A 22,094-nucleotide genomic window follows, 5' to 3' on the forward strand; every position below is an offset into this window, starting at 1 on the left:
ATAAAGACCTGCAAATATAGTTAAGAATAATCGCGCAAAGATTCTGGTTGCGTTCTTTTCATCTCCCATATATTACCTCCTCAGTTGCTTACATGTCATTTTCTGTGTGGGAGTAAACACACAAGTTAGACAAATTTAATTTTGGTGCGCTCTTTCAGGTAAGAAATAGCCAGTGTTGGTAACGATGAAGCCAATATAATACCAACCATGTGTACCGCACTTAATGCCTCTGTACTAAATATCAACTGACCAACACTGGTATAAATCACACCTAGTGACAAGGTTGATGAAATAACGACAGCTACCAGCAAGTAAACATTGGTAAATGGATTCTTACGATACAAAGTAGTAAATGTTCTCGAGTCGAATAAATGCCATAGCTGAGCAAAAATCAGCGTTGCAAATGCCACCGTCTGTGCGTATGCCGCGCTGTACCCAGCTCCGAGCGCCCAGCTAAATGCGAGGAAACTCATACCACCTAAAGCCAAGCCTCGCAAAATGATCCGAGTTCCCAAGTGATCACCAAAGAAGCTTTCGTTTCTTTTACGTGGTTTACGCTCCATCAGGTCTTTCTCTTCTGGCTCAACACCCAGTGCAAGGGCAGGCAGACCATCAGATACCAGGTTGATCCAAAGAATCATTAATGGTGTCAGTGGCAGTACGGTTTCTGGCCCCATCGCTAAGAACGCAAACAAAATCACCGAGACTTCACCCACGTTGGCGGTAAGTGCCTGACGAATAAATTTACGTAGGTTATCGAAGATCTGACGCCCCTGACGCACCGCTTTTACAATGGTGCTGAAGTTGTCATCCAACAATATTAGGTCACCAGAATCTTTTGCAACTGAAGTGCCCGTGATCCCCATCGCAACGCCAATATCTGCACGACGAAGTGCCGGAGCATCGTTCACCCCATCACCGGTCATCGCCGCAACTTCGTTATTGAACTGCTGTGCTTGTACAATGCGAAGTTTATGCTCTGGAGTAACACGAGCAAACACAGCAACCTTAGGACAGATCTCCTGAAGTTTTTCATCGCTCATATCATCCAATTCACTGCCTGTCACAACCAAATCATCATTACAGCGAATAATGCCAATCTCTCTGGCAATGGCGGCTGCCGTGAGTGCATGGTCACCGGTGATCATTACAGTACGAACACCTGCCTCATAACAGCTGTTTACTGCATCTCGCACTTCGGGGCGTGGTGGATCCATGATCCCAAATAACCCCAGTACTGTTACATCGCTTTCGAGTTCTGTGTAATCCTTACTTAAGTCAGCTTCAGAGAGTTCACGAAAACCAACAGCCAGAGTCCGAAGCGCCTGATGAGCAAAGTCTTGAATCGCAGCATCATACAGATTCACCAACTTTTCAGCCGGACTGATCGCAAGAGCCAAGTTACCATCAGATGTTGTCTGATTCAGAGCAATAGTTTCACCATCGACCATAACGCCAGATGCATGGTTAAGCACGACATCCGGTGCTCCCTTGAGCGCCAGGAAATGCTTGCCGTCTTTCGTTTTGACAACCACCGAAGCCATCTTGCGCTCGGAGTCAAATGGAAACTTTTCAACAATAGTGTAATCACCACTGTCAAACATTTGTTTTTGCTGCAACCCTGCTTTTGCCGCTGCAACGATCAGCGCACCTTCGGTAGGGTTTCCTCTGACAGTCGATCTTCCGGCATCTTGAATGTACTCAGCATCATTACAAAGCGTCGCTATTTTCAGTCCCAACAGCATTTCAGGGCTGTTCTTCACGTTAGTATAGTGATCAACTGGTTTGAACTCCCCTTCTGGGCTAAACCCTTTTCCACTTACATCCCAGTATCTTCCACTCGTATCATACGCCTTCATAACTTGCATTTGGTTCTGAGTTAACGTACCGGTTTTATCAGAGCAGATAACTGTCGTCGAACCCAACGTTTCTATCGCTGATAACTGTTTTGCTAATGCGTTGCTCTTCACCATCCGGGTAGAACCCATGGTTAGCACGATGGAGATAACGGTTGGCAAACCTTCCGGAATCGCTGCAACAGATAGAGAAATACCGGTATTGATAATTTCGAGCCAAGGCATCCCCTGATACAGACCGAAAACACAGATAACCGCTACAACAGCCAATGCAGCCGCCATCAACGTTTTTGCGATGGTGTCCATGCGTATCTGCATCGGAGTCTTGGTTTCTTCGGTGTTCGCCATCATGTCTGCAATGTGGCCCACTTCTGTTTTCATACCAGTTGCAGTCACGACACCCAGGCCAGTACCCGATGTCACCATCGTGGTCATAAAGCCCATGTTTTTCTGATCACCCAAACCGATGTGCTCATCTGCCAGCACAGACACTGTTTTGTCTACAGGTTCTGATTCTCCGGTCAGCGCCGCTTCGTCAATCGAAAGGCGGTTAGCTTCTATAATCCTCACGTCGGCAGCCAATATGTCACCGGTGTGAATTTTCAGAATATCACCTGGTACAAGCTCTTTGGCGAGTACCGCCACCCACTCACCATCACGTCGAACCTGAGCGACAGGGGCTGCCATTTCCCGTAGCGCCTCCATTCCTTTCTGTGCTTTAAATTCTTGCCAGAACGCGATTAGTGCGTTGATAAAGATGATGACCGTAATAGCAACGGCGTCGATTAAGTGCCCGGTAAAGAAGGAAACACCGGCTCCTATACCAAGAATAAAGATGAGGGGGTTTTTGAACTGGTGCAAGAACAGCTCAAAAGCGCTTTTCTTATCCTGCTCCTCAAGTTCATTGTTGCCATATCGTGCTTGACGATCAGCTATTTCTTCAGCAGATAAACCTTGCTCGACTGTTGTACCCATCTTCGACAAGGTGCTATCGACCTGCTCGGTAAACCACTTTTTTGTCATTGAACGCTCCAAATAGTATTTTCCAACCATTAATTGCTAATGAAACACATAGCATGAACAACTGTTTTCATAAGCTGTATTCTACGAGCAGAAAGTGTGTTTAAAAAACCGATTATGTTAGGGCTTCCCTTCCAAAACATCTTAGAGCTGCTGAACTAATTGATTTAAAAATAACGGTAGCGAACCGATCCACCGAGAGTCGATAGCTCCCTAACCAAGCGTGAGCTCTGCAGGGGTGCTAATGGGAAGGCCTGTGACTTGGCGATGGTTAGTTACTTAAGAAAGCTTCTCGCTGTTAAACGTGTATCACAAAACAAACACATGTAACTAAAATTTAGATTGAAAACTTAGAAAACCCAGTGATGGCGGGGCTTCTGAGCCGATTATCTAAATCATCTAAGATTTTTGGCTTTTTTTGCATTTGAATGAAGGTGAGTGGCAGCGAAAAGTTAGATCAAATGGTAGATACAAACATCTAAGTTTTTGAGCTTATCATCGAACAGAAGTTGACCTGCCAAAAAGAGCTCTAAGCACCAAAAATTGCTAACAATACCAATGCAACCAAACTGATATCTGGACAGAAATAAGTTAGAGGTTATGCTCTAACCAAGACACTTCGAATAAGGAAAAGTATCTCACTTCACAAAAATACTGTTCGGCTGGTATCGTGATTGAAACAGCTTCGCTTGAAAACGGGAAACTCTGAATATTTAATTTTTCATTCAAGTTTTAAAATACAAGAAATGGTTATTACTTATATATATTCGCTATTTTTTTGTATCATTGAATTATCACATTTTGACCACTTCACGGCCGTTAATTTGAGATTTCCTTATCTCCAAATGGACTAATTCTGCTTGATGCTAGGAGTAAGGGGGAAAGACCCCATTTCTATCCGAGTATTGTCGGACTACTGATCATTAAAGTAGGTAGCTAATTATCTAAGTTTTCAATTATCAGCTATTTTTGTCCGAACGGAGATGCCAAATACCCGCCGCAATCAACAGGCCAATCACAACAACCACATTTAGAGTAAAAGACTGCTCTATTGCCGCTTCACCCAAATACGCTAATAAAAAGCAGGCCGGAAGGATACCCACCGCTGTAGCAAGCAGAAAGCGTCCATAACTCAATACGGTAACCCCAGCGACATAACTCACCAGATCAAAAGACATGAAGGGCATCAGCCTAGTCACCATAACCAACCACATAAGCCGCTTCTGATCTCCCAGCTTCCAGTCCGGAAAGCGTTGATCCAACCAGGCATGGGCAGCCTGAAGCCCCAGTACTCTGGCCACTCCAAAGGCGGCTGATGCCCCTATTAGCGAACCGACAAAGACATAAATAGTACCTTCAAAATGTCCGTAGATAGCACCAGCAGCCATGGCTATGGGAGCACTGGGCAAAGGGCTGAACACGATTGCTGTTGCTATGGCTGCAATGATGACCAGTGGCCCAGCCATACCTGAGTGCTTTACGACCTCGACAATTCTTTGAGGATCCCAATCGAGAGACTGCGGCATGCTGAAGTGATACAGCCAAACCCATAGAAGAAATAGGGCGATTACAATAATAATCAGAAGGTAGTAAAGGAGTGATTTTCCCGATTTCATAAGAATCTAATACTCCTTGGCAAGTTGTCCTGTAGTGAACGACAGCATGCTTGGCATTGAAATATGATTGGGCTACATAGCATCTCCTCTAAGGTGCAAGGAAAAGTGATTCTACCGCAAGCTAAATCGCAACCAATTAGTCCCTTTTGGGTATTGTTTTTATAGATGTGTGATCAACTCGACCTTTATGAGTTTCATTACCTTGAATACCGATACAGGCAAATTATCCTTTGTATGAATGCAATGAACATATTTTTGTGTGTCATGGAATTTAAAGATTGATTGAATCAAGAGTTCATAAACTTGATGAAGGAGTTGCGGAGGAACTTGCCGATTTGTCACGTCTAATGCAAGTCTAAATTTAAGCACTGCTACACAGAATACAACAGGCACAAACTAAACTCAAAATGTCCAGAAAAAGGAGAGCAAAATGACAGTTACGTGTCGTAAGTTTTGTATACTACCAATCCTCGGTGTCTTCGCTGCTTTGGTTTTACTGCCAACCTATAGTGATCCTGCCAGCGCTCAATCACAGCCAGCGTGTTGCAACGATAGATGGAACCCCAAGTGGACTCAGCGCGAAATGTGGGGGCCAGGTATGATGAATCCTGGGCAGCGACAGAGAATGACAAGACATTGGACTTTTATGCATTCAAGCATTCCACAAGAATATCGAAATGTAAGAAACCCGTTTGTACAAGAGCCTGATGTAGTGCGAAAAGGTGGCGAATTGTACCGACAGAAGTGTTCGACTTGTCATGGTGCACAAGGTATGGGTGATGGAGAGATTGCTAATTCACTAAATCCTTCTCCAGCACTTCTGGCGTATATGATCCAGATGCCCATGGCAGTGGATGAATATTTACTTTGGTCAATATCTGAGGGTGGAAAAGCCTTCGGAACAGCCATGCCAGCATATAAAGGCCAGCTATCAAGGAGTGAGATGTGGAAGATTATCACATTTATGCGAGCAGGATTCCCTTCAGATACTCAAAGTATTAAGAAATAGTTGAGTACGAGAATAGTCAAAGAGTCTTTGAGAGCAACCGTGGAGTTGTGTGCACTATTGTTCATACTTTCTATAGGGTAATGTAAGTCCAATGTCCCTGCCGTCTCTCCTATGTAGGAAGCTTATCAGCTGTGACATTTCTGATTGGGGACAACACAAGTCTATTCACATGTACATTTTAAAAGTAGGCTTTTTAACTCGGAAAGGGGGGAAGCGGAAGTTAAGTGTTCACGTTCAGCCTGAATAGGTGTTCAACTTCGCCGGAATACGCACTAAACCGACAAGCACGATTAGAAAATGTATCGTAAAATCACATGAACAGCATGTGAGTGAGCTTTGGCTCTAAATGGTTTTGGGGCAAAAGCTTGTCAAACCGCCATCAAAAACCGTTTGTCCCCTCACTTGATCTCTACCTCTTTCCTTAAGTCTTTAGCCGCAATCCCTCGATAGGACACTTCTATACTTTCAAAAAGGTATAGAATAGCCATAAAAATAAATTCTATACACCATTTGACACGCTTTTAAGTTTAACCTATGATTCCAGTCATAGAATGATATAGATATCTTATAGAAGTTGCTTCTATGTCCAATCTAGTTCCATTTTGTATCTTATAGGAGGTTATATGGCTATAGAACTACTCATTAGGCTCAGTGGTGAAGACTTATCTCATGTTACGCTGCTCGCAAATAAGCTAGGAGTATCTATTGAAGAGGCATTAAGTTTGTCTCTTCAAAATCAGGTTAAAGCGCAAGTAGCGAAAGATGAGGAGGTGAAAAAGGTGGATCAAAGTCGCTTAATGAACGCAGCATTGCATAATGCATTTATGTTAGATGAGGGCGCTGAGTTTTCTCTTACAGAATTACTTGGTGAAGCGTGGGCTCAAGTGGAGAGCCCTAGAGCTTTTGGTCGTAGTTTCAGAAAAGAGTTAGAATCACTGGAAATTGGTCTGTTATCACATAAGACAGTAGATAATAAGGCTATTTATAAGCGGACAGACAGAGGTGAAAAACCGGAGTAAAAGCCTTAATTCACTTAACAGTCGCTCTATGCACCACGAACGAAGGTCTGCCAGTTGCAGACCTTCTTCGTTGTTCAGCGCAGAAATTGAGATTAGAAAATATATAGCGAATTGTCATTCACGTACTGTGAATGAGCTTTAACTCTAACGCGAAAAGGGGCAGAAACTCGCTAGAACAAAGACAGGTTTGATGTCCTTGTTCAAGTTAGGTGTATAAAGCCCGATGGAACGAAGAGGTCTGTTAAGTATCGCACTTTACTGCTCGCTCATTTGCCCATTTATTAGCAACCCGAATTACTGTACGACCTGATACATTAGTCAGTTTGGCCGTATCACTAATGCTTAGCTTATTGACAACTCGTAGCTGATAGATTTTTTCATGTAGTTCTAAGTCTGCCTGTCTTCCTCGGTATTTTCCTTCCTCTTTGGCTTTCTTTATTCCTTCAGCCTGTCGGCGGCGACGGTCTTGGTAATCTTTTCTCGCGATAGCAGCTAACATATCCATCATCATGCTATTTATTGCCTTGATCATCGATCCAGTAAATTCATCAGTGATTTGAGGTGAGAAAGCAATATGACTGGTTGGCAAATCCAGACTAATTACTTTGAGTTCTTTCTCGTGCAACATTTCTTTTAATGCAAACCAGCTTTTCTCATCCAGACGAGAAAGCCTATCAATTTGCTCAATGATGATTGCATCACCAATTGCAGCATCATCAAGTAATCGGAGCAGTTCTGGTCTTTGTAATGAAGCTCCCGATTCATTCTCAATATACCAACCTGCTATTCGGAAGCCTTTTTGCTGTACAAACTCCTGCAATGCTCTTTGTGCTCGCTTTGCATTTTGATCAGAGGTTGATGCTCTTAAGTAACCAAAGATGTACATAATTCTCTCAAAGTGACATTTAAGTTATGATCTAACGCAGTGTGACAAATAGGTTATGACAAATATAGCTTTCGTGTCAATTTTAGCATGTGACCTATAGGTATACTCCAAAGTCACAGCGTTTTATTTGAACAAAAAACGATTAATCGTATCGATGCCTAAAGAGTCGTAATTCCGTTAGCCCTTACAGGACTTGGCTTGAGAGCCAGCTATGGATTTTCTGCTGAAATGGGCAACAAACCCGTTTTAGTACTTCAACAAAGCCCCTTATTCCAGACGATCTTCATGTTACGCAATGATATTGAACATGATGCATATTGGGTTTAGAATGCTTTTGCTGGAATTTAATCGTTTTTGAAATGTTTCAGTATGGAGACTTGAGGCGCTGGCGCCTTAACGTGGCTGGTTTGGACCAATAGTTCCTATAGGCCGGAATCTACTATCTTACGAAGACTTCTGATTTTACTAGAAAATACTCAATTGAAAAGGACGGTTGCGATGAATGTCAAAGGAAAAATAATATCAGTAATAGCTTTGTCGATTATTAGCTCATTTGCTTTTGCGGCAAATGGGTTAAACGATGCAGTTGATCTTGGTTATGTTGATGCGGCACGAAGTTGTGTGGATTGTGGTTCAGGGGCGATTGTTGATAAAGGTTATGTGGCTAGCCAACCTTATTGCACTAATAATAATGAGTTTTATCTACCTGTCACAAGTAAAGTGATAAGTAGTCATAACTATATTGTTTATCTGACCGACACCATTAAACACCAGAAAACACAACGTAAAACCTTTACTGGTGCACAACTGAAAGGTGCGAATTATTCCAATCTGCTGAGTATCGGCGGTGAAGCTATTAATGCAAATGCGATAAGGCTACAGTTGTCTGATAATGAACTAGTATTTGTAGGCACATGCCAGAACTAAAATAAAATGCAAAGTGAGCATTGATTGAAAATGTGAATTGACATGAATACAGTTTAATTTTATCAATGCCCACCTGGAATACGTCACTGTGGTAATTGTTGTGTATATCGGCAACGTGGAAAAGACGAACAGCTATAAAATTGCACCGGCCATTTTCCACTCCTACAAATCTTCAATATCACCAGAGAACCAATAATATAAACCAACCAAAGCAGTGATGATGACTATCGTTAAGTTGAGGCTGACCAACTGGAGCAGCTTAAATGAGAATGCACTTAAAACGATTTCGGAGCTCATCACTGGCCTCATCGGTAAATGAGTATTTCGACTTGCTGCCATTTACGCGAGGCGCTTCAATTGAAAGAAGGCTATCATCCCTCAATTGTGAGAAAAGTCGCTTGGTGTTAGAACTGCCGTCGCTAAGCGTTATTTTGCAGCCACTCGAAGTGGGCGTGGTACAGCGTGAATCAATGGAACGGTCTGTGAAGTTAAATGTGACCACTCCTCTCCAATTCGTTTTCTCATCCGGTGACTTCGTATAGTGGTCAAGATCCATGAATTTAAAGTAGCTCTCATATGGGCTGGCTCGAACTAACAATGAAAGGCGGCCTGATGTAAGATCCGTGATATAGCCAGCCTCGTCACGGTCAAATTGTGCCGAGCAACCAGCACGACCTGTGTCAAATCTAACCTCGACGTTTCGTTCGGCTATCTCCTTAGCGATATCAACTATACCCTCAATAGAATTAGCCTCATCAAGGCTTTTAGCCAAATCAGGGTAAACTGCCTCTAACTCAGAACTCTCATTTACAACTTTGGCGACACGGAGCCTATCGGTCATGTTTAGAGAGTCCTTATTGTTGTTAAGTACTGTCAGTAATTCGAATATTACTTCTCTATCCTTATCAGCCTTTGCAAAGGCTTTCTGAGCCTCCTCTTGAAACCTCTCACTCTCTTTCTGAAAATGGTCACTTTGCTCTTGGTACCGCTCGCTATTGTTCCTAGCACGTTGCTTGTCAAGGTCGCCTTGATAGGTCAGATACAATCCAAGCGCTCCCCCAATTAGAACTAAAAACATGGCCACATAGCCTGGTTTAGTGACTTCCTTTCTACCAGTGCTCTGATTGGGAGATGTGAACTCGAAAATCCAAGCTCCAGCAAAGGTTGTCCCGAACGTGATAACCCAAACTATGTACTTTAGCCATTCCATAATAAAGCCCTATAAGTAAGAGTGCCGATTTGAAATTTTATTGGGTGTTTCTATTTAGTTGCGGTGTACGACCTATCCATACTACTTGAGGATAGTGCTCAACAGGCCAAAACTGCGTCGCTTGATCAAATATTCTGGAGCTATCAGATAGCATCGTGGAGATTCGTAATCTGTCGCCATATTCCAACGTGTCCCACTATCAAAAAGAGTTGTATTTTTTAGACATTACTTGATCAAAATTATATTTTTCTACTACCTCACTAATATCTTTACGCTCATAGTGGATACCACAGTATTCCCAGTCATCTTCAATTAAATTTCTAAGGCAATCTAAGTAGACATCAGCCAGGTCATGGCCACCATAATGCTGATGAGGAACTTCTAGTTCTAGTGCACCATCCTCAGTCACTATGTTAAAAAACTCTCTTTGATCATTTATTCGATGCCCCCTCATACGATAGTGTGCGACCCTTTCAGCTTCTCGCATATCCTTAACTGCCCATAGGTACTTAATATACATTGGCTGTGCTGTACCCGTAGTATGAAGTTGTTGCCGCCTTGTAATAGGATCTTTAGAAAAGCCTATTTTAATCTCATTAGGGTTATTTTCATTTACGAACAAATAGATATATCCATATCCTTGAAACTCTTGAGGGAGTTGAACGCTCATATTGTTTCTCACTTTGATTTTTGGCTTGATGCCGCTAAGTGTTCTACGATTTTCTGACCTTTATCACCCATGATGGCAATGCCAAAATTGACAATCTTGAGTCCACTAATTCTTAGAGTTTACGATCAATGTGACGAGTACCATCATCCCTGCCGCCAATAAAGTTACCCCAACTCTGATAGATGGTATTTGAGCAAAGCTTTTCCATACCCAAAAACTAGTGATAATACAGAGTATCCAGTTAAAAGCTTTTCTGCGTGCAGTCATTTTCCCACTCCAATTTACTTCGGGTAATGACCAGTCACGACGACATACCCGATAGATTTTATTAGCGGCCAGCTTAGTAATACTGCTGCGGAACCAGCAAAAGCTAACGGCCAAAGTGAACCTAACAATTCAACCAACAGCCCACCAAATACAATGGATACAAAGCCCATGAACCACTTCTGCCATTGCGACTTAAACGCCCACATATTCCTATCCTTCTTTTGGAAACTTAACTCTGCCATAAATAGATTTGAATACACCTTCTAACTCGTGTTCGGTTGGCCGTACCTTTCGATCAAGAGTCGATTTACTTTGAATGCCGCTAATAGCTTGTAAATCGCTATAACCACAGCCAAGATCCCACATCTGTTTGATCCAACTATCCCTTAATGTGCTTGGTGTTACTCCCTGAAGCGATGTTTTTGCTATAAACCGTTTTAGCATTTCAGTCATCGATCGTGGCTGATAGTAAGTAGTTCCATTTCGCAGGCTGCCAGTAACAGCAAACGGCTCACCTCGGTCATTACGAAAAAAAGCTGTGTCGGGTGATAATCCACGGTATGAAGATAGGTTACTCACACCAATAGATTTTCCTATCCTCCATTCAACATAAGATTCAAACACTTGTAGTATGTGATCACTTGTTTGGAGTTCTCTGGCAACGCCATTGTAAGCCACATGTTTGGGTAGCACCCAAACCTTAAAGAATTCACCGCTTTGATGCATAACATGTTCTAACTTAAGCTTAGATAGCTCAATAGGCAATAATCCCCAATACAACCCACCCATTAATAGCGCAACATTTCGATGAGCGTATTCACCATAGCTGTTGGCATTAATAAGTTCTTGTACATCTCTTTCATTCAGCAACTTCTCAATTGGCATCACAAGCTTCATGTTGTATTTGTTTCATATGGTCATATTACAACACAACCCTTTACCATGCAATTTAATGTTGTATTTTCGTATATATGAAATTTACAACAACACTTGCACAGCAAAAGTTAGATATCTTGACTGAAAGGTAGTGATGTTAGGTCATGGTGGGAATGTTGCCAGGTGGCTTGGTACATAAGGGGGAAGCATGCAAACGCGTTGTTGTCGGATAGGCGACACCTGTTACACTAGTACTTATACGTAAATAGGCCGATACCGATGCTTTAACTCTTCTATTGTCGTACCGAGTACACTAGCGCATTCAGCGAAATCTAAAGGTGGGCAAGCCGATAGAAGTGATTTTGCATCTGACTTATCGGGCAGTTCAAATCTCAACATGCCTCCATATCTTTTGCGATTTTGTTTACTCACAAACTCGCCGCTAATGTCAGGAAATGCAATCAAAAAGCAACTAATCTCTATAAGAAGCTGATCTGTAAGAAGTAGGGTCTGTTCCGTTAGGTCAATCAACTTACATAGCTTTTCTCGACCAAGAGCATTAATCAGTTGTTCAGTATTTAAACCTATTCCCATAAGCCCATTTAATTGCGGTGCTACACTACGTTTTTCATTAGTTAGTAACTGCCACTGTTGTACAACATTGTGAAAGTTCCTAAATAAAGTATCGATGTACTCGATACGGATCCACTTATGTTCTTCCAAGTTGTTCAAAGAAATTTGATCTGCAAGGAAGGATAAATCAACAGGATTGAATTGAGGGATAATCGGCGTACTTGCTAACGGAGGTATTGCTAGTGCTCGCTGAATAGGGTGCGACTGTATTTTTCCGTAATAATTAGTTTTAATTGCCATTAAAGAACTACGTATTTGATTCGCTGATAACAGCGTTTGATTAAGAACTTTGATTTTATGGATGTCAGCTTTTACATCCTCTGAATAACGGATAGCATAGAATGAAGTTTTTAGCCCTACAAACGCTGAAATTCCTAATGTTCCGATTGGGAAAATATAATCTTTAAATACATTCGACTTTAGTCCGTTGATAGCTTCTACTACCAAATCCACATCACTAGACACCTTTATTCCTCTATCTTTGGTTACCGCGATCCTATCGACACAATACGGGCATGAGAAAAAATAAGTCAAATTATGCGCTAGTGAACTGAGACGTCAATCCGTTGAAGCATGAAAAGTGAAGTGGCAAATTATTGTTAGCACACCAGATAGAAGTGACGGTGCAATGTCACCGCTACCTGGCTTCCGTTTTAGCATGCTAAAAAATGTGCGCTTTGTTGGCCACGGCCCCCTTGTTAACAGTCGTATTTCTGCCTCATATAGTTTGCCTCTGTACGTTGATCGGGTAAACTTAACTGTATATTTGTACAGTTAAGTTGATTATGAAAGTGATCCCCCTCGCGGCCAGTGCCGGTATCACAGGCTTTGAAAGCCCCGCGGCAGACTATACCCAGCTGCCTTTGTCTCTCGATGAACTCTTGATTGAGCACCCCAGTGCGACTTTCGTCGGTCGTGCCTGCGGTGACTCCATGACTGGAGTCGGTATATTCGATCAAGATTTGCTAATCGTTGATCGTCACGTCAAGCTGCAGAACCAAGATGTCATTGTGGCCAATATAAATGGCGAGTTTGTCTGCAAAATTCTCGATACCGACCGCCGACTGCTGTTATCAGCCAACCAGGCATATCAGCCCGTACCCATTATGGAGTTCGATCAGTTTTCTGTTGAAGGGGTTGTGATCCGCTCCGTTCGCTTTCACCGCTTAAGCCCGGTCCTATGTTCGCCCTAGTTGATGCAAATGCGTATTATTGCAGTGCTGAGCAGGTATTTAGGCCTGATTGGCGCGGGCGGGGTATGGTAGTGCTGTCGAACAATGACGGCTGTATCGTGGCGGCCAACAGGCAAGCCAGAGAAGCGGGAGTGGTGAAGTTCAAGCCCTATTTTGAAATGCGGGCCTTGTGCGAAGCCAAAGGGATCATTGTCTGTTCGTCAAACTATGAACTGTATGGTGACTTGTCGGCAAAGATGATGGAAGTGATCGGCCGCTTTGCACCCGAACAGCACATCTACAGTATTGACGAATCCTTTCTCTCTTTCAGGCGTTGCGAGGCAGCGATCCCTGATCTTACCCAACATGGCCATATCCTTCGCCGTGCCGTGTGGCGTGAATGCCGGTTGCCTGTGTGTGTCGGCATGGGGGAAACCCTAACTCTGGCCAAAGTAGCTAATCATGCTGCAAAGAAGATCCAAGGTTATAACGGTGTCTGTGTTATCGATAATCACCAGGTCAGAAGCCAGGTACTGGCCAGGATGCAGACAGGGGATGTGTGGGGGATCGGACGTCGGTTGGCCAAACGGCTGGAATATATGGGGATCAACACCGCTCTGCAGCTGGCACAGATGAAGCCTGCCCTGGCACGAAAAAACTTTAATGTGGAAGTCGAGCGCACCGTACGCGAGCTCAACGGGGAGATCTGCAAGATGTGGGATCAGGCCAGGGCTGATAAACAGCAGATCTTTTCTACGCGCAGTGTCGGGGAGCGGATCACCGGAAGGGAGCCGCTTCGACAAGCCTTGAGCAAGCATGCCGCCATTGCTGCAGAAAAATTGCGTCACCAGGGCTCGTTATGCCGAGTCATGTTGGCCTTTGCTGCCAGCTCCCCTTTCGATGATCAACCTGTCAGTTACAGACAGGTACACCGCTTTGCCTATCCTACTGATGATACAACACGAATCACGGATGTCGTGTCCGATCTCATCAATACGCTGTTTGCTGAAAACGTACGTTATTACAAGGTCGGGATAGGTTTGATTGATTTGGTTGATGGACATTTTTTTCAGCAAGATATGTTTGATGATCATCCATCTAATCCAGCTTTGATGAAGATGGTTGATGATCTGAATCATCGTTATGGCAGCAATACAATGTTCCTTGCGGCTCAGGGAACCGAACAAAAATGGGCTATGCGAAGAAAATTGCTAACCCCGCAATATACTACCCAATGGGATGATATACCCCGGATCAAATGTTGATGCGTATCTGGTCATAACAACTTTTAACATTGTATATGGAATTGCTGTACTGCAATTGTTGCTTCCGGCTGACATAAGCGTTAACTACTTATCAGATTGTTAGCGCTTTTTTTGCACCATAAATTGACATAAAAATGAACCATAAGATTACACAACATCACTCAGTAGAAGTTACGTACCTGTCATCTGTAAGATTCTTTCTTACAGCTAGCCTTCAATGCATCACCTTGCAAACGAATGAGTGTAAGGCTCCTATCTAGCACATGTAAATCCCAATTCATTTCTGGACAAAACTGAGTCAGGGGCTTTACTAAATTAGTTGACCATGAATTACCATTTCTATGGGTAACCTCCTTTCTCATGGCCAATTTTGCCATTTCAATACAATAATTTTGAAATGTATCTGCTAACTCACACAATTTGTTACCATATATCTTCACCTTTTCATTAACTTATTGGATATTAGTTATGTGTTGTTATTCATAAGGTTCGGCATGACTAAGTTACCAATTGGATTTAGATGCTCTTCAGATAGATTCAAAAAATCTAAGCAGGCTGAAGAAAGGGTTGAAGAGATTGATGAGAAGATAAGGCAAGTAATCAATAATCTTCGAAGATCAGAGCTGGGTTCAAAAGAGCATAAAGATTTAACTAATACTTTAAATCAGTTAGAGAAAGCACACAGAGAGAAAACAAATGAGATAGCTCAACTTGCTGAAGATAAGCCACAGTTCTTCTATGCAGAGGGCGACTTTAAAAAAAATAATAAAAAAAATAAGCGCAAATCTATACAGAAAATCTTTGCTGAAGAACAGCAAAAAGCCAAGCTAAGAGAGTGGAATAGCATTCAGGCTGATGCTAGAAGAAGACGTGAAACTGCTCTTGATAACAAAAAGCGCTCTCAGTTAGAAAAGCAGAAAATTATTGATAACAGGAAATTTGTTGGAGAATTGAGACAAGAATCTGAAACTCTTCGGCAATTTTCAGGAATGGACATAAGCGGAGATACTATGAAACGTGATGGTGTGGATGTATTCATTAGCCATGCATCAGAAGACAAAGGTTCAATCGTTAGAGATTTAGCTGATTCATTGATAAGTGAAGGTGTTAGTGTTTGGTATGATGAATACTCACTGTCTATTGGTGATAGTCTTAGCTCTTCAATCAACAAAGGCCTGAGTGAATGCACCTTTGGTATTGTTGTTCTTTCGCCAGATTTTGTTAAAAAGAAATGGCCAGAGATTGAACTGCAAAGCCTTTACGCAAAGGAAGTACACAAGGGTAAATCAATCTTACCAATCTGGCATAGGATCACCTTTGATGAAGTAATAGAGTTTAATCTTCACATGGCAGACAAATTTGCGCTGAACACTTCTACTCACTCCGTTGAAATGATTACCAAGCTAATCATCAAAGAGTTAGACAAAAAATTGATTGAATCCTGATGTACGTCGATAGGGAAGTAAATCAAAAAATGCGATAATTGAAAGCTCTACCCTTAAGAGTATAACGTGCCACTTTTCGTAGTTTTGTTAAGAGGCACGTTGTAGTGGTCTAATGATCCCGGACACCATTTAAGGTGGTAAAATTACCGCCTAGTTTTAGAGGTGTTCAATGACAAAACAACGTCGTACTTTTTCTGCTGAATTTAAGCTTGAAGCTGCCAATCTGGTTCTTGACCAGGGCTATACCGTTTCTGAGGCTTCCAGCTCTCTAGATGTGAGTGAAAATGTCCTTCGTCGATGGGTTAATCAGTTAAAACAGGAGCGAGGTGGTCAAACGCCATCGAGTAAAGCACTCACTCCGGAGCAACAAAAAATTCAGGAGCTAGAAGCTCGTATTAACCGCCTTGAGCGGGAGAAGTCGATATTAAAAAAGGCTACAGCTCTTTTGATGGCGGACGAGATAGAACGTATTCGCTGATAGACCAGTTAAGAGAGCAAGAGCCTGTTGAATTGGTCTGCACCGTTTTCGGCATCTCACCCTCAAGTTACTATGAGTACCGACAACGCCACCGTAATATAGACGCTGAACGCGTTGAATTACGCAGCGAGGTCAAACGACTTTTTACAGTGAGTCGAGGCTCCGCGGGAAGTCGCTCACTTGTGATGATGATGCGTGATAACGGTTACAGTATCGGCCGATTCAAAGTTCGGCGGTTGATGCAGGAGGCCGGGCTTACCAGTAAACAACCTGGCGCACACAAATATAAGCAGGCTGCTCATGAACGGCCAGAGATCCCGAATCACCTGAACCGAGAGTTCGATGTTAGTGCGCCAAATCAGGTCTGGTGCGGAGACATCACCTACATCTGGGCGGGCTCAAAATGGTGTTATCTAGCTGTTGTTCTCGACCTATATACTCGATGTGTTGTGGGTTGGGCGCTATCTGAACATCCCGATGCAGCGCTGGTTGTGAGCGCATTGGACAGAGCTTATGAGCTACGAGGGAAACCCAAAGGTGTTCTCTTTCACTCAGATCAAGGTTCCCAATATGGCAGTCGGAACTTTCGCCAACGGCTGTGGCGTTATCGAATAAGCCAAAGTATGAGCCGTAGGGGAAATTGCTGGGATAACGCGCCAATGGAGCGCTTATTTCGAAGTCTGAAAACGGAATGGGTTCCGGCTATGGGATACATGACAAAGGCCGATGCATCGAGAGATATCAGCCATTACCTGATGGGTTATTACAACTGGCAACGGCCTCATCAACATAATGGAGGCGTTCCACCGGCAAAAGCTGAGAATCAAACTAATTTACTGTCCGGAAATGGTTGACCACTACACGTTACTAGTATTTTGGTTTGAAACTCTATCTAGCCAAGAGCAATAATTGAAGCCTTGAACTCTCATCTGAAGTCAAATCACGTGTAACTGATTTTACATATCTTGAAATATCATTTATGTAACGAGTAGCATTAACTAGAATATCCTTACCGGTATCTTCACCAAGCCGACTAGACTCCACTTGTACTATGAACTCAACCCCTAACTTGCTGTCTTGAACTTTTACGTCAATAGTTTCTTTTTCTGTGCTTTCTAGAACCAAGTGTAGGTCTTTTTCACAAACAGCATTAGCAATAGATGTTGTAAATAAAAACTGACAATACCAATCTAAGCCAAGGCTCATATACTGTCGATAACGTTGTGTCGCTTGCCTGTTGCACTTAATAGAAATCTGAGACAGAACGGTAAAGGGGGCACCTGTAGATTGCTCAATAATTGTAAAATTAGCGTTTAGTAAACCTTGTTGAAAACCCCATGTCATAGACCAATCGACATGGCCATTCGAGCTAGCAATTCGGCTTTGCTGTTGGTTGGATATTCGAGCTAGTGAATCTACGACTGAGGTAAGTCCTGCGTCAAAAGATGAACGAAAGTCAGCATACATTTTTTCCCTCAAAAACAACGGGATATTGCAATCCTCGAGTAAAATTGGCAGTACAATAACTCTTTTTTCGTCCAACTCTCTCATTAGTGCTGAATTTAATTCCTTTTTACACCACTCAGACTCAACAGATTGTTTTGAGAGAACTAGGATGAGGGCACTAGATTCTTCGATAGCCTCTTGAACCTTACTTAGAATAGAATCACCTATGCTTAAGTTCCATGTATCAACCCATACATGAGTATTGTGCTTTACCAAGTGCGCAGCGAACTTGTTTACAAATTCTTCATCGCTGTGCGAATAACTTATAAAAACAGGCATTACTCCCCCTACTTTTTAATGACTTACAGGCATGATTGATAACTGATATTTCGACTCCAGTACGTACCTTACATACATGAGAAAAAGTAGGTCAATGACTAGTTGGCTAAATGAGATGTCAAGCAGCCCAAACTCAGAAAGGGGCAAACGTGTGTTACATCACACGTCAACACACTGTCACACGTCAACACACCTCACCCGTCAACACACCTCTGGACAAATATAAGCCAGGAACTAATCATCGACCGAATAATTTGGATTGGTTTTATTAAGTTGAAACTTTTCGGAGGGCACCCACAAGCCAACCATAACTCAGGAATCATCGCGTATAACCCAAGTATTCCTTTTGAGGTGTTCTTCGTTCGCTCCAATGCCCGGTATAGCCGTCAGGTCTTTGCCTCATCTCAGAGTGAGTTAACACTAGTCTTCGCTTGGAACGCGACACGCCCACAAAGAAGGCGCAACGATTTGCGCCCTGATCACCAAAAAAGATCTCATTCTCAATTGCCATCATGATCACTGAATCGAATTCAAGGCCTTTGCTTTTATGGATGGTTAGAATCCTCACGGCCTGGTCATCGGAAAAGCGGCTTAGTGCGCCCAATAAGTCCTCTTCAACTTCCCTTAATTCATTTATACGGGCATGAGTTTCGGCTGCCACTTCATTAAGCCGCACTTTCGACTCATAATCTGGTGATAATGATGTAGCAATCTCAAGACCGACGAAAGCCAGAAAGTTTCGAACTCTTTCCCACCATGAATAATATCTTTCTCCTTCAGCATTCTCCTGAGCAATTTCTAGCCGTTGTTGCCGAATGAACTGACCAAAAGATTGCTTACCACCGGATTGGGCATCTTCACCCTCGAATGGTGTCAGGAGCTTAGACAAGCTTCTCCAAGCGTCAGGGCAACGCTCCCCGTAGAGGCATTGAAGATAATCAACGATGAGTCGGGCTAATGGCTCTGTAGTGATATCTTGCATCTGCTGTTCATTGCGATAAGGAATTCCACGAGCCTCAAGAGCGGCCATAAGTGGAGCAGCATACAGGTTGAGTTGCTTGGAGATTAAAATGGCAATTTCAGAGGTGGGCAGGCGTTCATCCCTGATCCACTGCAAGACCGTATCAGCTATCCATTCAGCTTCATTACCACAAGTATCAAAACTCAACGAGTGAATTTCGCCTCCCTGGCCAGCTAGTTGCTCATCTGGCATAACGGATGCGGGATCCAGAGTACGGATTATCTCGTTCTGTAGGCGAAGTAGAACCGGCTGAGATCGAAAGTTACGATACATGTTCAGCGGTCTTGCTCCAAAATCTCTGGAAAATTGTAAGAAAATGCCCTCAAGAGCCCCGGCCCACCCCATGATCTTTTGCTTAGTGTCCCCAACAGCCGTAAGACGAGCACCTGTTCCAAGGAATGCGATTTTGACCAATTCATACTGCAAGTTAGTACAATCCTGAAATTCATCTAGAAACACGTCGCTATATGTCTGGCTTACTGCGTTTCTGGCAATCTCTGAGCTTTGAAGAATTTTGATTGCTAAGGGTACTAGATCAAGAAATAGAATCTGCTGATGGGGAATTTTGGTCTCACCAATTGTATAACCAGCAGTGAGTGCATCATTGCCAGTTAATACCACCCTGAATCGGTCAACAATGCGTTTGGCAAATGCATGAAAAGTGTAGCTATCGAAACGAGAACCAAGCTCAGTGCCACAACGTTGCTGCACTCTTTCTCTTAAGTTTTTGCTAGCATCTACCTTAAACGAAATGGCAAGAATTCGTTTCGGGTATCTTGATACACCAGTGCGTAGAAGGAAGTCAGCTCTTTGAGCCAGCATTTCCGTCTTTCCTGCTCCAGGTCCTGCAGTAAGAGCAAGAGATTGATTTTGATCTGTTGCGGCTATGTGTGCATTTGGTTCTAGTTGCAGCCCATCAGAAGGCCTCCAAGACTCTATAGCTATCATTCTGGTATAGCCTCTAGCCGCTCTTTGACTACACGCGCTAAACGGTTTATAGATTCAGGTATGCTTCCGAGTATGTCTGCATCAGATAACTCTGCAAAGGCCTCAATGTGCGAAGCTGGCTTACTTCCCAGTTTAAATAGCTGATGATAGGTGTTAAATAGCTTTAGCTCATCAGAAGTATACTGTGCTGAATTGAAATGGCTTTTACCCAATACAGCTTTGATGGTTGAATCTTCTGCAACTTCTTCCTCTACGTTGTAAGCTCTCGGGTACGCAAGCAACATTGCAAAATCCAAGTCCATTGGAAAAGAAAAGTAAACACCTCTTTCTTCAAACTCTGTCTGGTAATTTGCGTAGTCTCTTACCATGTACATTGAGTCATTCCATGCTGGAATAACGTGTCCTGCAGGAAGTACTTTTTCGGGCTCAAATTGTGCTAATTGATCATTTACATATTTCATTCGTCCCCAACCGGCTTGGTATCGGGCCACATCAAGATCTAGCAAGGTGACGTATGGTATTTCCAATGTCGATAAAAGTCGCCAGAAATGGTTTACATGTCGACCACCCAGTGGGGCAACGGTAATAGCAGACTCATCAACAGGTATGCCTTTCGCTGCAAGAAGTCTAGGAAGGACTATTTCTTCGCTGTCACCTTCGCCGAGTACGACTAAGCGGGAGAAGTATATTTCTGGAAAGGCTTGTACTGCTTGTCGGACAAACTTGTGTGCTTCATCAGTTGTAGGTGGCATTTGAATATGCTTCACCTGAGTATGGCGAGCAGAGTTAAGTCGCAGGTAACGAATATCTTCAGGCTTGACACGGCGTAGCATCGAAGGTGCGTGAGTGGCTATCAGCGCTTGAGCATCTCCACCTTTCGTCATTTCCACAAGCGCATTCACTATACGACCCAGATAGTGTGGCGAGAGGCTGTTTTCGGGCTCTTCTAGCGCAACGATAGTAAACACTGGTGGCTTAAGCTTTTCTACGTCAAATGCAGTATCCTCACCGAAGAGGGTTGCCTTGTTTACTGTTTGAGATGATAACACTAAGGAAAGGTAAAGCATCGACTTCTGTCCATCGCTAAGGCGAGAGAAATCGACGAAACCCTCATCATGCCCTGGTCCAAAGGAAATCGACGTATGTCGCAACAAAGCCTCTATTTCTGATGCGACAAATGTAACCTTGGGGTCTGTAAAGAAATTGCCTTTATGCAGCTTGTTCCATGTGCTTGTAAGACCTTGGCTTAAAGCCACAATAGATGGATTACCAAGCAAACTATCGCTTATCTCTCCTGTTAGCCTTGAGATGGTTTTTCGCTCATTATCCCACTGAATAGAACGTAGCATTCTGCCCAAAATAGCATTAGAACCGTATGTTACGTGCTCCGCAGGATCGCGCCTAGCAGGAAGATAGTGAACGTGGATATGATTGCGCTCACCACGTGGCACTTTCGCACTACTGAGTGGTGAGCCATCTGGGTTTACTTCCAGTACATAATCAAGTGTTTCTTCGATATCACCATCAATTCCCATCGTCGCAGTAAGGCGATACCGTACTCGCGGTAGACCGTCAGGAACATCTAACCTCATGTGCCCGAAGTGTGGAGCGACTGTGCTGTTATCAACACCCTCTCTCAGCTCTGGAAAAGTAAACTCCGCTTCGATCCATAGTGTCCGTTCTTCAGGAGCCTCCTCTTCCGCTACTGGTACATGGAAGTCTGAGCGCTGAATTCTGCGCATGGCTGGATTGAAACCGAACATGCGACTCAGAGCCAATAGCGCAGCTGTTTTGCCTGAACCATTTGGACCAATTAAATAGGTCATGTCATTGAGTGTAAGAGTGGTTGGTTCCGGCCCGAATGATTGAAAATTCGACAGCCGGACAAAACTAAGCTTCATAATCAGCCCCATCAAAATCATTGTTATGGTTCAATTAGTAATAAACAGCCTATCATCGATTTAAATAGGTCTTTCCTCCTAAACTCATAA

General features: G+C 43.2%; 18 protein-coding genes. 7 read left to right on the top strand and 11 right to left on the bottom strand.

Annotated features, from left to right (window positions below; translation table 11 throughout):
- Positions 1-125: 125 nt before the first annotated feature.
- Both EIZ48_RS16745 and EIZ48_RS16750 read right to left on the bottom strand, forming a co-directional pair.
- Positions 126-2,879, bottom strand: a complete 2,754-nt coding sequence (locus tag EIZ48_RS16745; RefSeq protein WP_160653754.1) for a cation-translocating P-type ATPase — start codon at positions 2,877-2,879, stop codon at positions 126-128.
- Positions 2,880-3,835: 956 nt separating this feature from the next.
- Positions 3,836-4,492 carry a TVP38/TMEM64 family protein gene (locus tag EIZ48_RS16750; protein ID WP_160653757.1) on the bottom strand — a complete coding sequence of 219 codons (657 nt, stop codon included), beginning with the start codon at positions 4,490-4,492 and terminating at the stop codon, positions 3,836-3,838.
- A gap of 598 nt (positions 4,493-5,090) precedes the next feature.
- Between EIZ48_RS16750 and EIZ48_RS16755 the strand changes: the two genes are divergently transcribed.
- On the top strand, positions 5,091-5,501 hold the full coding sequence (locus tag EIZ48_RS16755; RefSeq protein ID WP_160653760.1) for a c-type cytochrome: 411 nt from the start codon (positions 5,091-5,093) through the stop codon (positions 5,499-5,501).
- Positions 5,502-6,124: 623 nt separating this feature from the next.
- Entirely contained in the window at positions 6,125-6,520 is a 396-nt protein-coding gene (locus EIZ48_RS16760; RefSeq protein ID WP_160653763.1) for a hypothetical protein, read from the top strand.
- 241 nt (positions 6,521-6,761) lie between these two features.
- Here EIZ48_RS16760 and EIZ48_RS16765 read toward each other — a convergent pair whose 3' ends face one another.
- Entirely contained in the window at positions 6,762-7,406 is a 645-nt protein-coding gene (locus EIZ48_RS16765) for a recombinase family protein (RefSeq protein ID WP_017052152.1), read from the bottom strand.
- Between the two features lie 498 nt (positions 7,407-7,904).
- Here EIZ48_RS16765 and EIZ48_RS16770 point away from each other — a divergent pair, with 498 nt between their 5' ends.
- Positions 7,905-8,333: a hypothetical protein gene (locus tag EIZ48_RS16770; RefSeq protein ID WP_160653766.1), complete on the top strand. Its 429-nt coding sequence runs from the start codon at positions 7,905-7,907 to the stop codon at positions 8,331-8,333.
- A gap of 259 nt (positions 8,334-8,592) precedes the next feature.
- Here the strand turns inward: EIZ48_RS16770 and EIZ48_RS16780 are convergent, their stop codons facing one another.
- The 5 genes from EIZ48_RS16780 to EIZ48_RS16800 form a co-directional block, all read right to left on the bottom strand.
- The gene (locus EIZ48_RS16780) at positions 8,593-9,543 is read right to left on the bottom strand and encodes a hypothetical protein (RefSeq protein ID WP_160653771.1); all 951 of its coding nucleotides are present in this window, start codon (positions 9,541-9,543) and stop codon (positions 8,593-8,595) included.
- Positions 9,544-9,742: 199 nt separating this feature from the next.
- The gene (locus EIZ48_RS16785; protein ID WP_160653774.1) at positions 9,743-10,213 is read right to left on the bottom strand and encodes a GIY-YIG nuclease family protein; all 471 of its coding nucleotides are present in this window, start codon (positions 10,211-10,213) and stop codon (positions 9,743-9,745) included.
- A 281-nt stretch (positions 10,214-10,494) separates the two neighbouring features.
- Entirely contained in the window at positions 10,495-10,686 is a 192-nt protein-coding gene (locus EIZ48_RS16790; protein WP_160653776.1) for a hypothetical protein, read from the bottom strand.
- 4 nt (positions 10,687-10,690) lie between these two features.
- Complete coding sequence (locus EIZ48_RS16795; RefSeq protein WP_160653779.1) at positions 10,691-11,365, bottom strand: site-specific integrase; 675 nt, start codon at positions 11,363-11,365, stop codon at positions 10,691-10,693.
- A gap of 246 nt (positions 11,366-11,611) precedes the next feature.
- A complete protein-coding gene (locus EIZ48_RS16800) occupies positions 11,612-12,454 on the bottom strand; it encodes an SRPBCC family protein (RefSeq protein ID WP_128786549.1) in 843 nt (280 codons plus the stop codon).
- 320 nt (positions 12,455-12,774) lie between these two features.
- On the opposite strand from EIZ48_RS16800, the gene EIZ48_RS16805 reads away from it, so the two are divergent.
- The 4 genes from EIZ48_RS16805 to EIZ48_RS16820 all read left to right on the top strand — a co-directional run bounded on the left by EIZ48_RS16805 (position 12,775) and on the right by EIZ48_RS16820 (position 17,203).
- A complete protein-coding gene (locus EIZ48_RS16805) occupies positions 12,775-13,182 on the top strand; it encodes a LexA family protein (protein ID WP_128786548.1) in 408 nt (135 codons plus the stop codon).
- Positions 13,170-14,426 carry a Y-family DNA polymerase gene (locus EIZ48_RS16810; RefSeq protein WP_160653781.1) on the top strand — a complete coding sequence of 419 codons (1,257 nt, stop codon included), beginning with the start codon at positions 13,170-13,172 and terminating at the stop codon, positions 14,424-14,426. Before EIZ48_RS16805 ends, EIZ48_RS16810 begins: the two co-directional genes overlap by 13 nt.
- A 494-nt stretch (positions 14,427-14,920) precedes the next feature.
- Positions 14,921-15,871 carry a toll/interleukin-1 receptor domain-containing protein gene (locus tag EIZ48_RS16815; RefSeq protein WP_160653784.1) on the top strand — a complete coding sequence of 317 codons (951 nt, stop codon included), beginning with the start codon at positions 14,921-14,923 and terminating at the stop codon, positions 15,869-15,871.
- A 169-nt stretch (positions 15,872-16,040) separates the two neighbouring features.
- A protein-coding gene (locus tag EIZ48_RS16820) for an IS3 family transposase (RefSeq protein WP_160653787.1) occupies positions 16,041-17,203 on the top strand; the annotation gives its coding sequence in 2 pieces (ribosomal slippage) (positions 16,041-16,296 and positions 16,296-17,203; 1,164 coding nt in all).
- A gap of 34 nt (positions 17,204-17,237) precedes the next feature.
- On the opposite strand, the gene EIZ48_RS16825 is transcribed toward EIZ48_RS16820, so the two are convergent.
- The 3 genes from EIZ48_RS16825 to EIZ48_RS16835 all read right to left on the bottom strand — a co-directional run bounded on the left by EIZ48_RS16825 (position 17,238) and on the right by EIZ48_RS16835 (position 22,004).
- Positions 17,238-18,134, bottom strand: a complete 897-nt coding sequence (locus tag EIZ48_RS16825; RefSeq protein ID WP_160653790.1) for a toll/interleukin-1 receptor domain-containing protein — start codon at positions 18,132-18,134, stop codon at positions 17,238-17,240.
- Between the two features lie 319 nt (positions 18,135-18,453).
- On the bottom strand, positions 18,454-20,103 hold the full coding sequence (locus EIZ48_RS16830) for a UvrD-helicase domain-containing protein (protein ID WP_160653793.1): 1,650 nt from the start codon (positions 20,101-20,103) through the stop codon (positions 18,454-18,456).
- Positions 20,100-22,004 (bottom strand): ATP-dependent nuclease, encoded by a 1,905-nt coding sequence (locus EIZ48_RS16835; protein WP_160653796.1) that lies wholly within the window; start codon positions 22,002-22,004, stop codon positions 20,100-20,102. Before EIZ48_RS16835 ends, EIZ48_RS16830 begins: the two co-directional genes overlap by 4 nt.
- Between the last annotated feature and the right edge of the window lie 90 nt (positions 22,005-22,094).

Origin of the sequence: Photobacterium alginatilyticum (genome assembly GCF_009910675.1) — a bacterium.
Lineage (GTDB): Bacteria > Pseudomonadota > Gammaproteobacteria > Enterobacterales > Vibrionaceae > Photobacterium > Photobacterium alginatilyticum.

What these genes read in the sequence shown, in the direction of transcription:
- EIZ48_RS16805 (WP_128786548.1), top strand. Translation starts at nt 12,775, where the DNA reads ATGAAAGTGATCCCCCTCGCGGCCAGTGCCGGTATCACAGGCTTTGAA.
- EIZ48_RS16825 (WP_160653790.1), bottom strand. Translation starts at nt 18,134, where the DNA reads ATGCCTGTTTTTATAAGTTATTCGCACAGCGATGAAGAATTTGTAAAC.
- EIZ48_RS16835 (WP_160653796.1), bottom strand. Translation starts at nt 22,004, where the DNA reads ATGAAGCTTAGTTTTGTCCGGCTGTCGAATTTTCAATCATTCGGGCCG.
- EIZ48_RS16830 (WP_160653793.1), bottom strand. Translation starts at nt 20,103, where the DNA reads ATGATAGCTATAGAGTCTTGGAGGCCTTCTGATGGGCTGCAACTAGAA.
- EIZ48_RS16815 (WP_160653784.1), top strand. Translation starts at nt 14,921, where the DNA reads ATGACTAAGTTACCAATTGGATTTAGATGCTCTTCAGATAGATTCAAA.
- EIZ48_RS16780 (WP_160653771.1), bottom strand. Translation starts at nt 9,543, where the DNA reads ATGGAATGGCTAAAGTACATAGTTTGGGTTATCACGTTCGGGACAACC.
- EIZ48_RS16760 (WP_160653763.1), top strand. Translation starts at nt 6,125, where the DNA reads ATGGCTATAGAACTACTCATTAGGCTCAGTGGTGAAGACTTATCTCAT.
- EIZ48_RS16795 (WP_160653779.1), bottom strand. Translation starts at nt 11,365, where the DNA reads ATGCCAATTGAGAAGTTGCTGAATGAAAGAGATGTACAAGAACTTATT.
- EIZ48_RS16745 (WP_160653754.1), bottom strand. Translation starts at nt 2,879, where the DNA reads ATGACAAAAAAGTGGTTTACCGAGCAGGTCGATAGCACCTTGTCGAAG.
- EIZ48_RS16785 (WP_160653774.1), bottom strand. Translation starts at nt 10,213, where the DNA reads ATGAGCGTTCAACTCCCTCAAGAGTTTCAAGGATATGGATATATCTAT.
- EIZ48_RS16750 (WP_160653757.1), bottom strand. Translation starts at nt 4,492, where the DNA reads ATGAAATCGGGAAAATCACTCCTTTACTACCTTCTGATTATTATTGTA.
- EIZ48_RS16770 (WP_160653766.1), top strand. Translation starts at nt 7,905, where the DNA reads ATGAATGTCAAAGGAAAAATAATATCAGTAATAGCTTTGTCGATTATT.
- EIZ48_RS16755 (WP_160653760.1), top strand. Translation starts at nt 5,091, where the DNA reads ATGATGAATCCTGGGCAGCGACAGAGAATGACAAGACATTGGACTTTT.
- EIZ48_RS16810 (WP_160653781.1), top strand. Translation starts at nt 13,170, where the DNA reads ATGTTCGCCCTAGTTGATGCAAATGCGTATTATTGCAGTGCTGAGCAG.
- EIZ48_RS16765 (WP_017052152.1), bottom strand. Translation starts at nt 7,406, where the DNA reads ATGTACATCTTTGGTTACTTAAGAGCATCAACCTCTGATCAAAATGCA.
- EIZ48_RS16790 (WP_160653776.1), bottom strand. Translation starts at nt 10,686, where the DNA reads ATGTGGGCGTTTAAGTCGCAATGGCAGAAGTGGTTCATGGGCTTTGTA.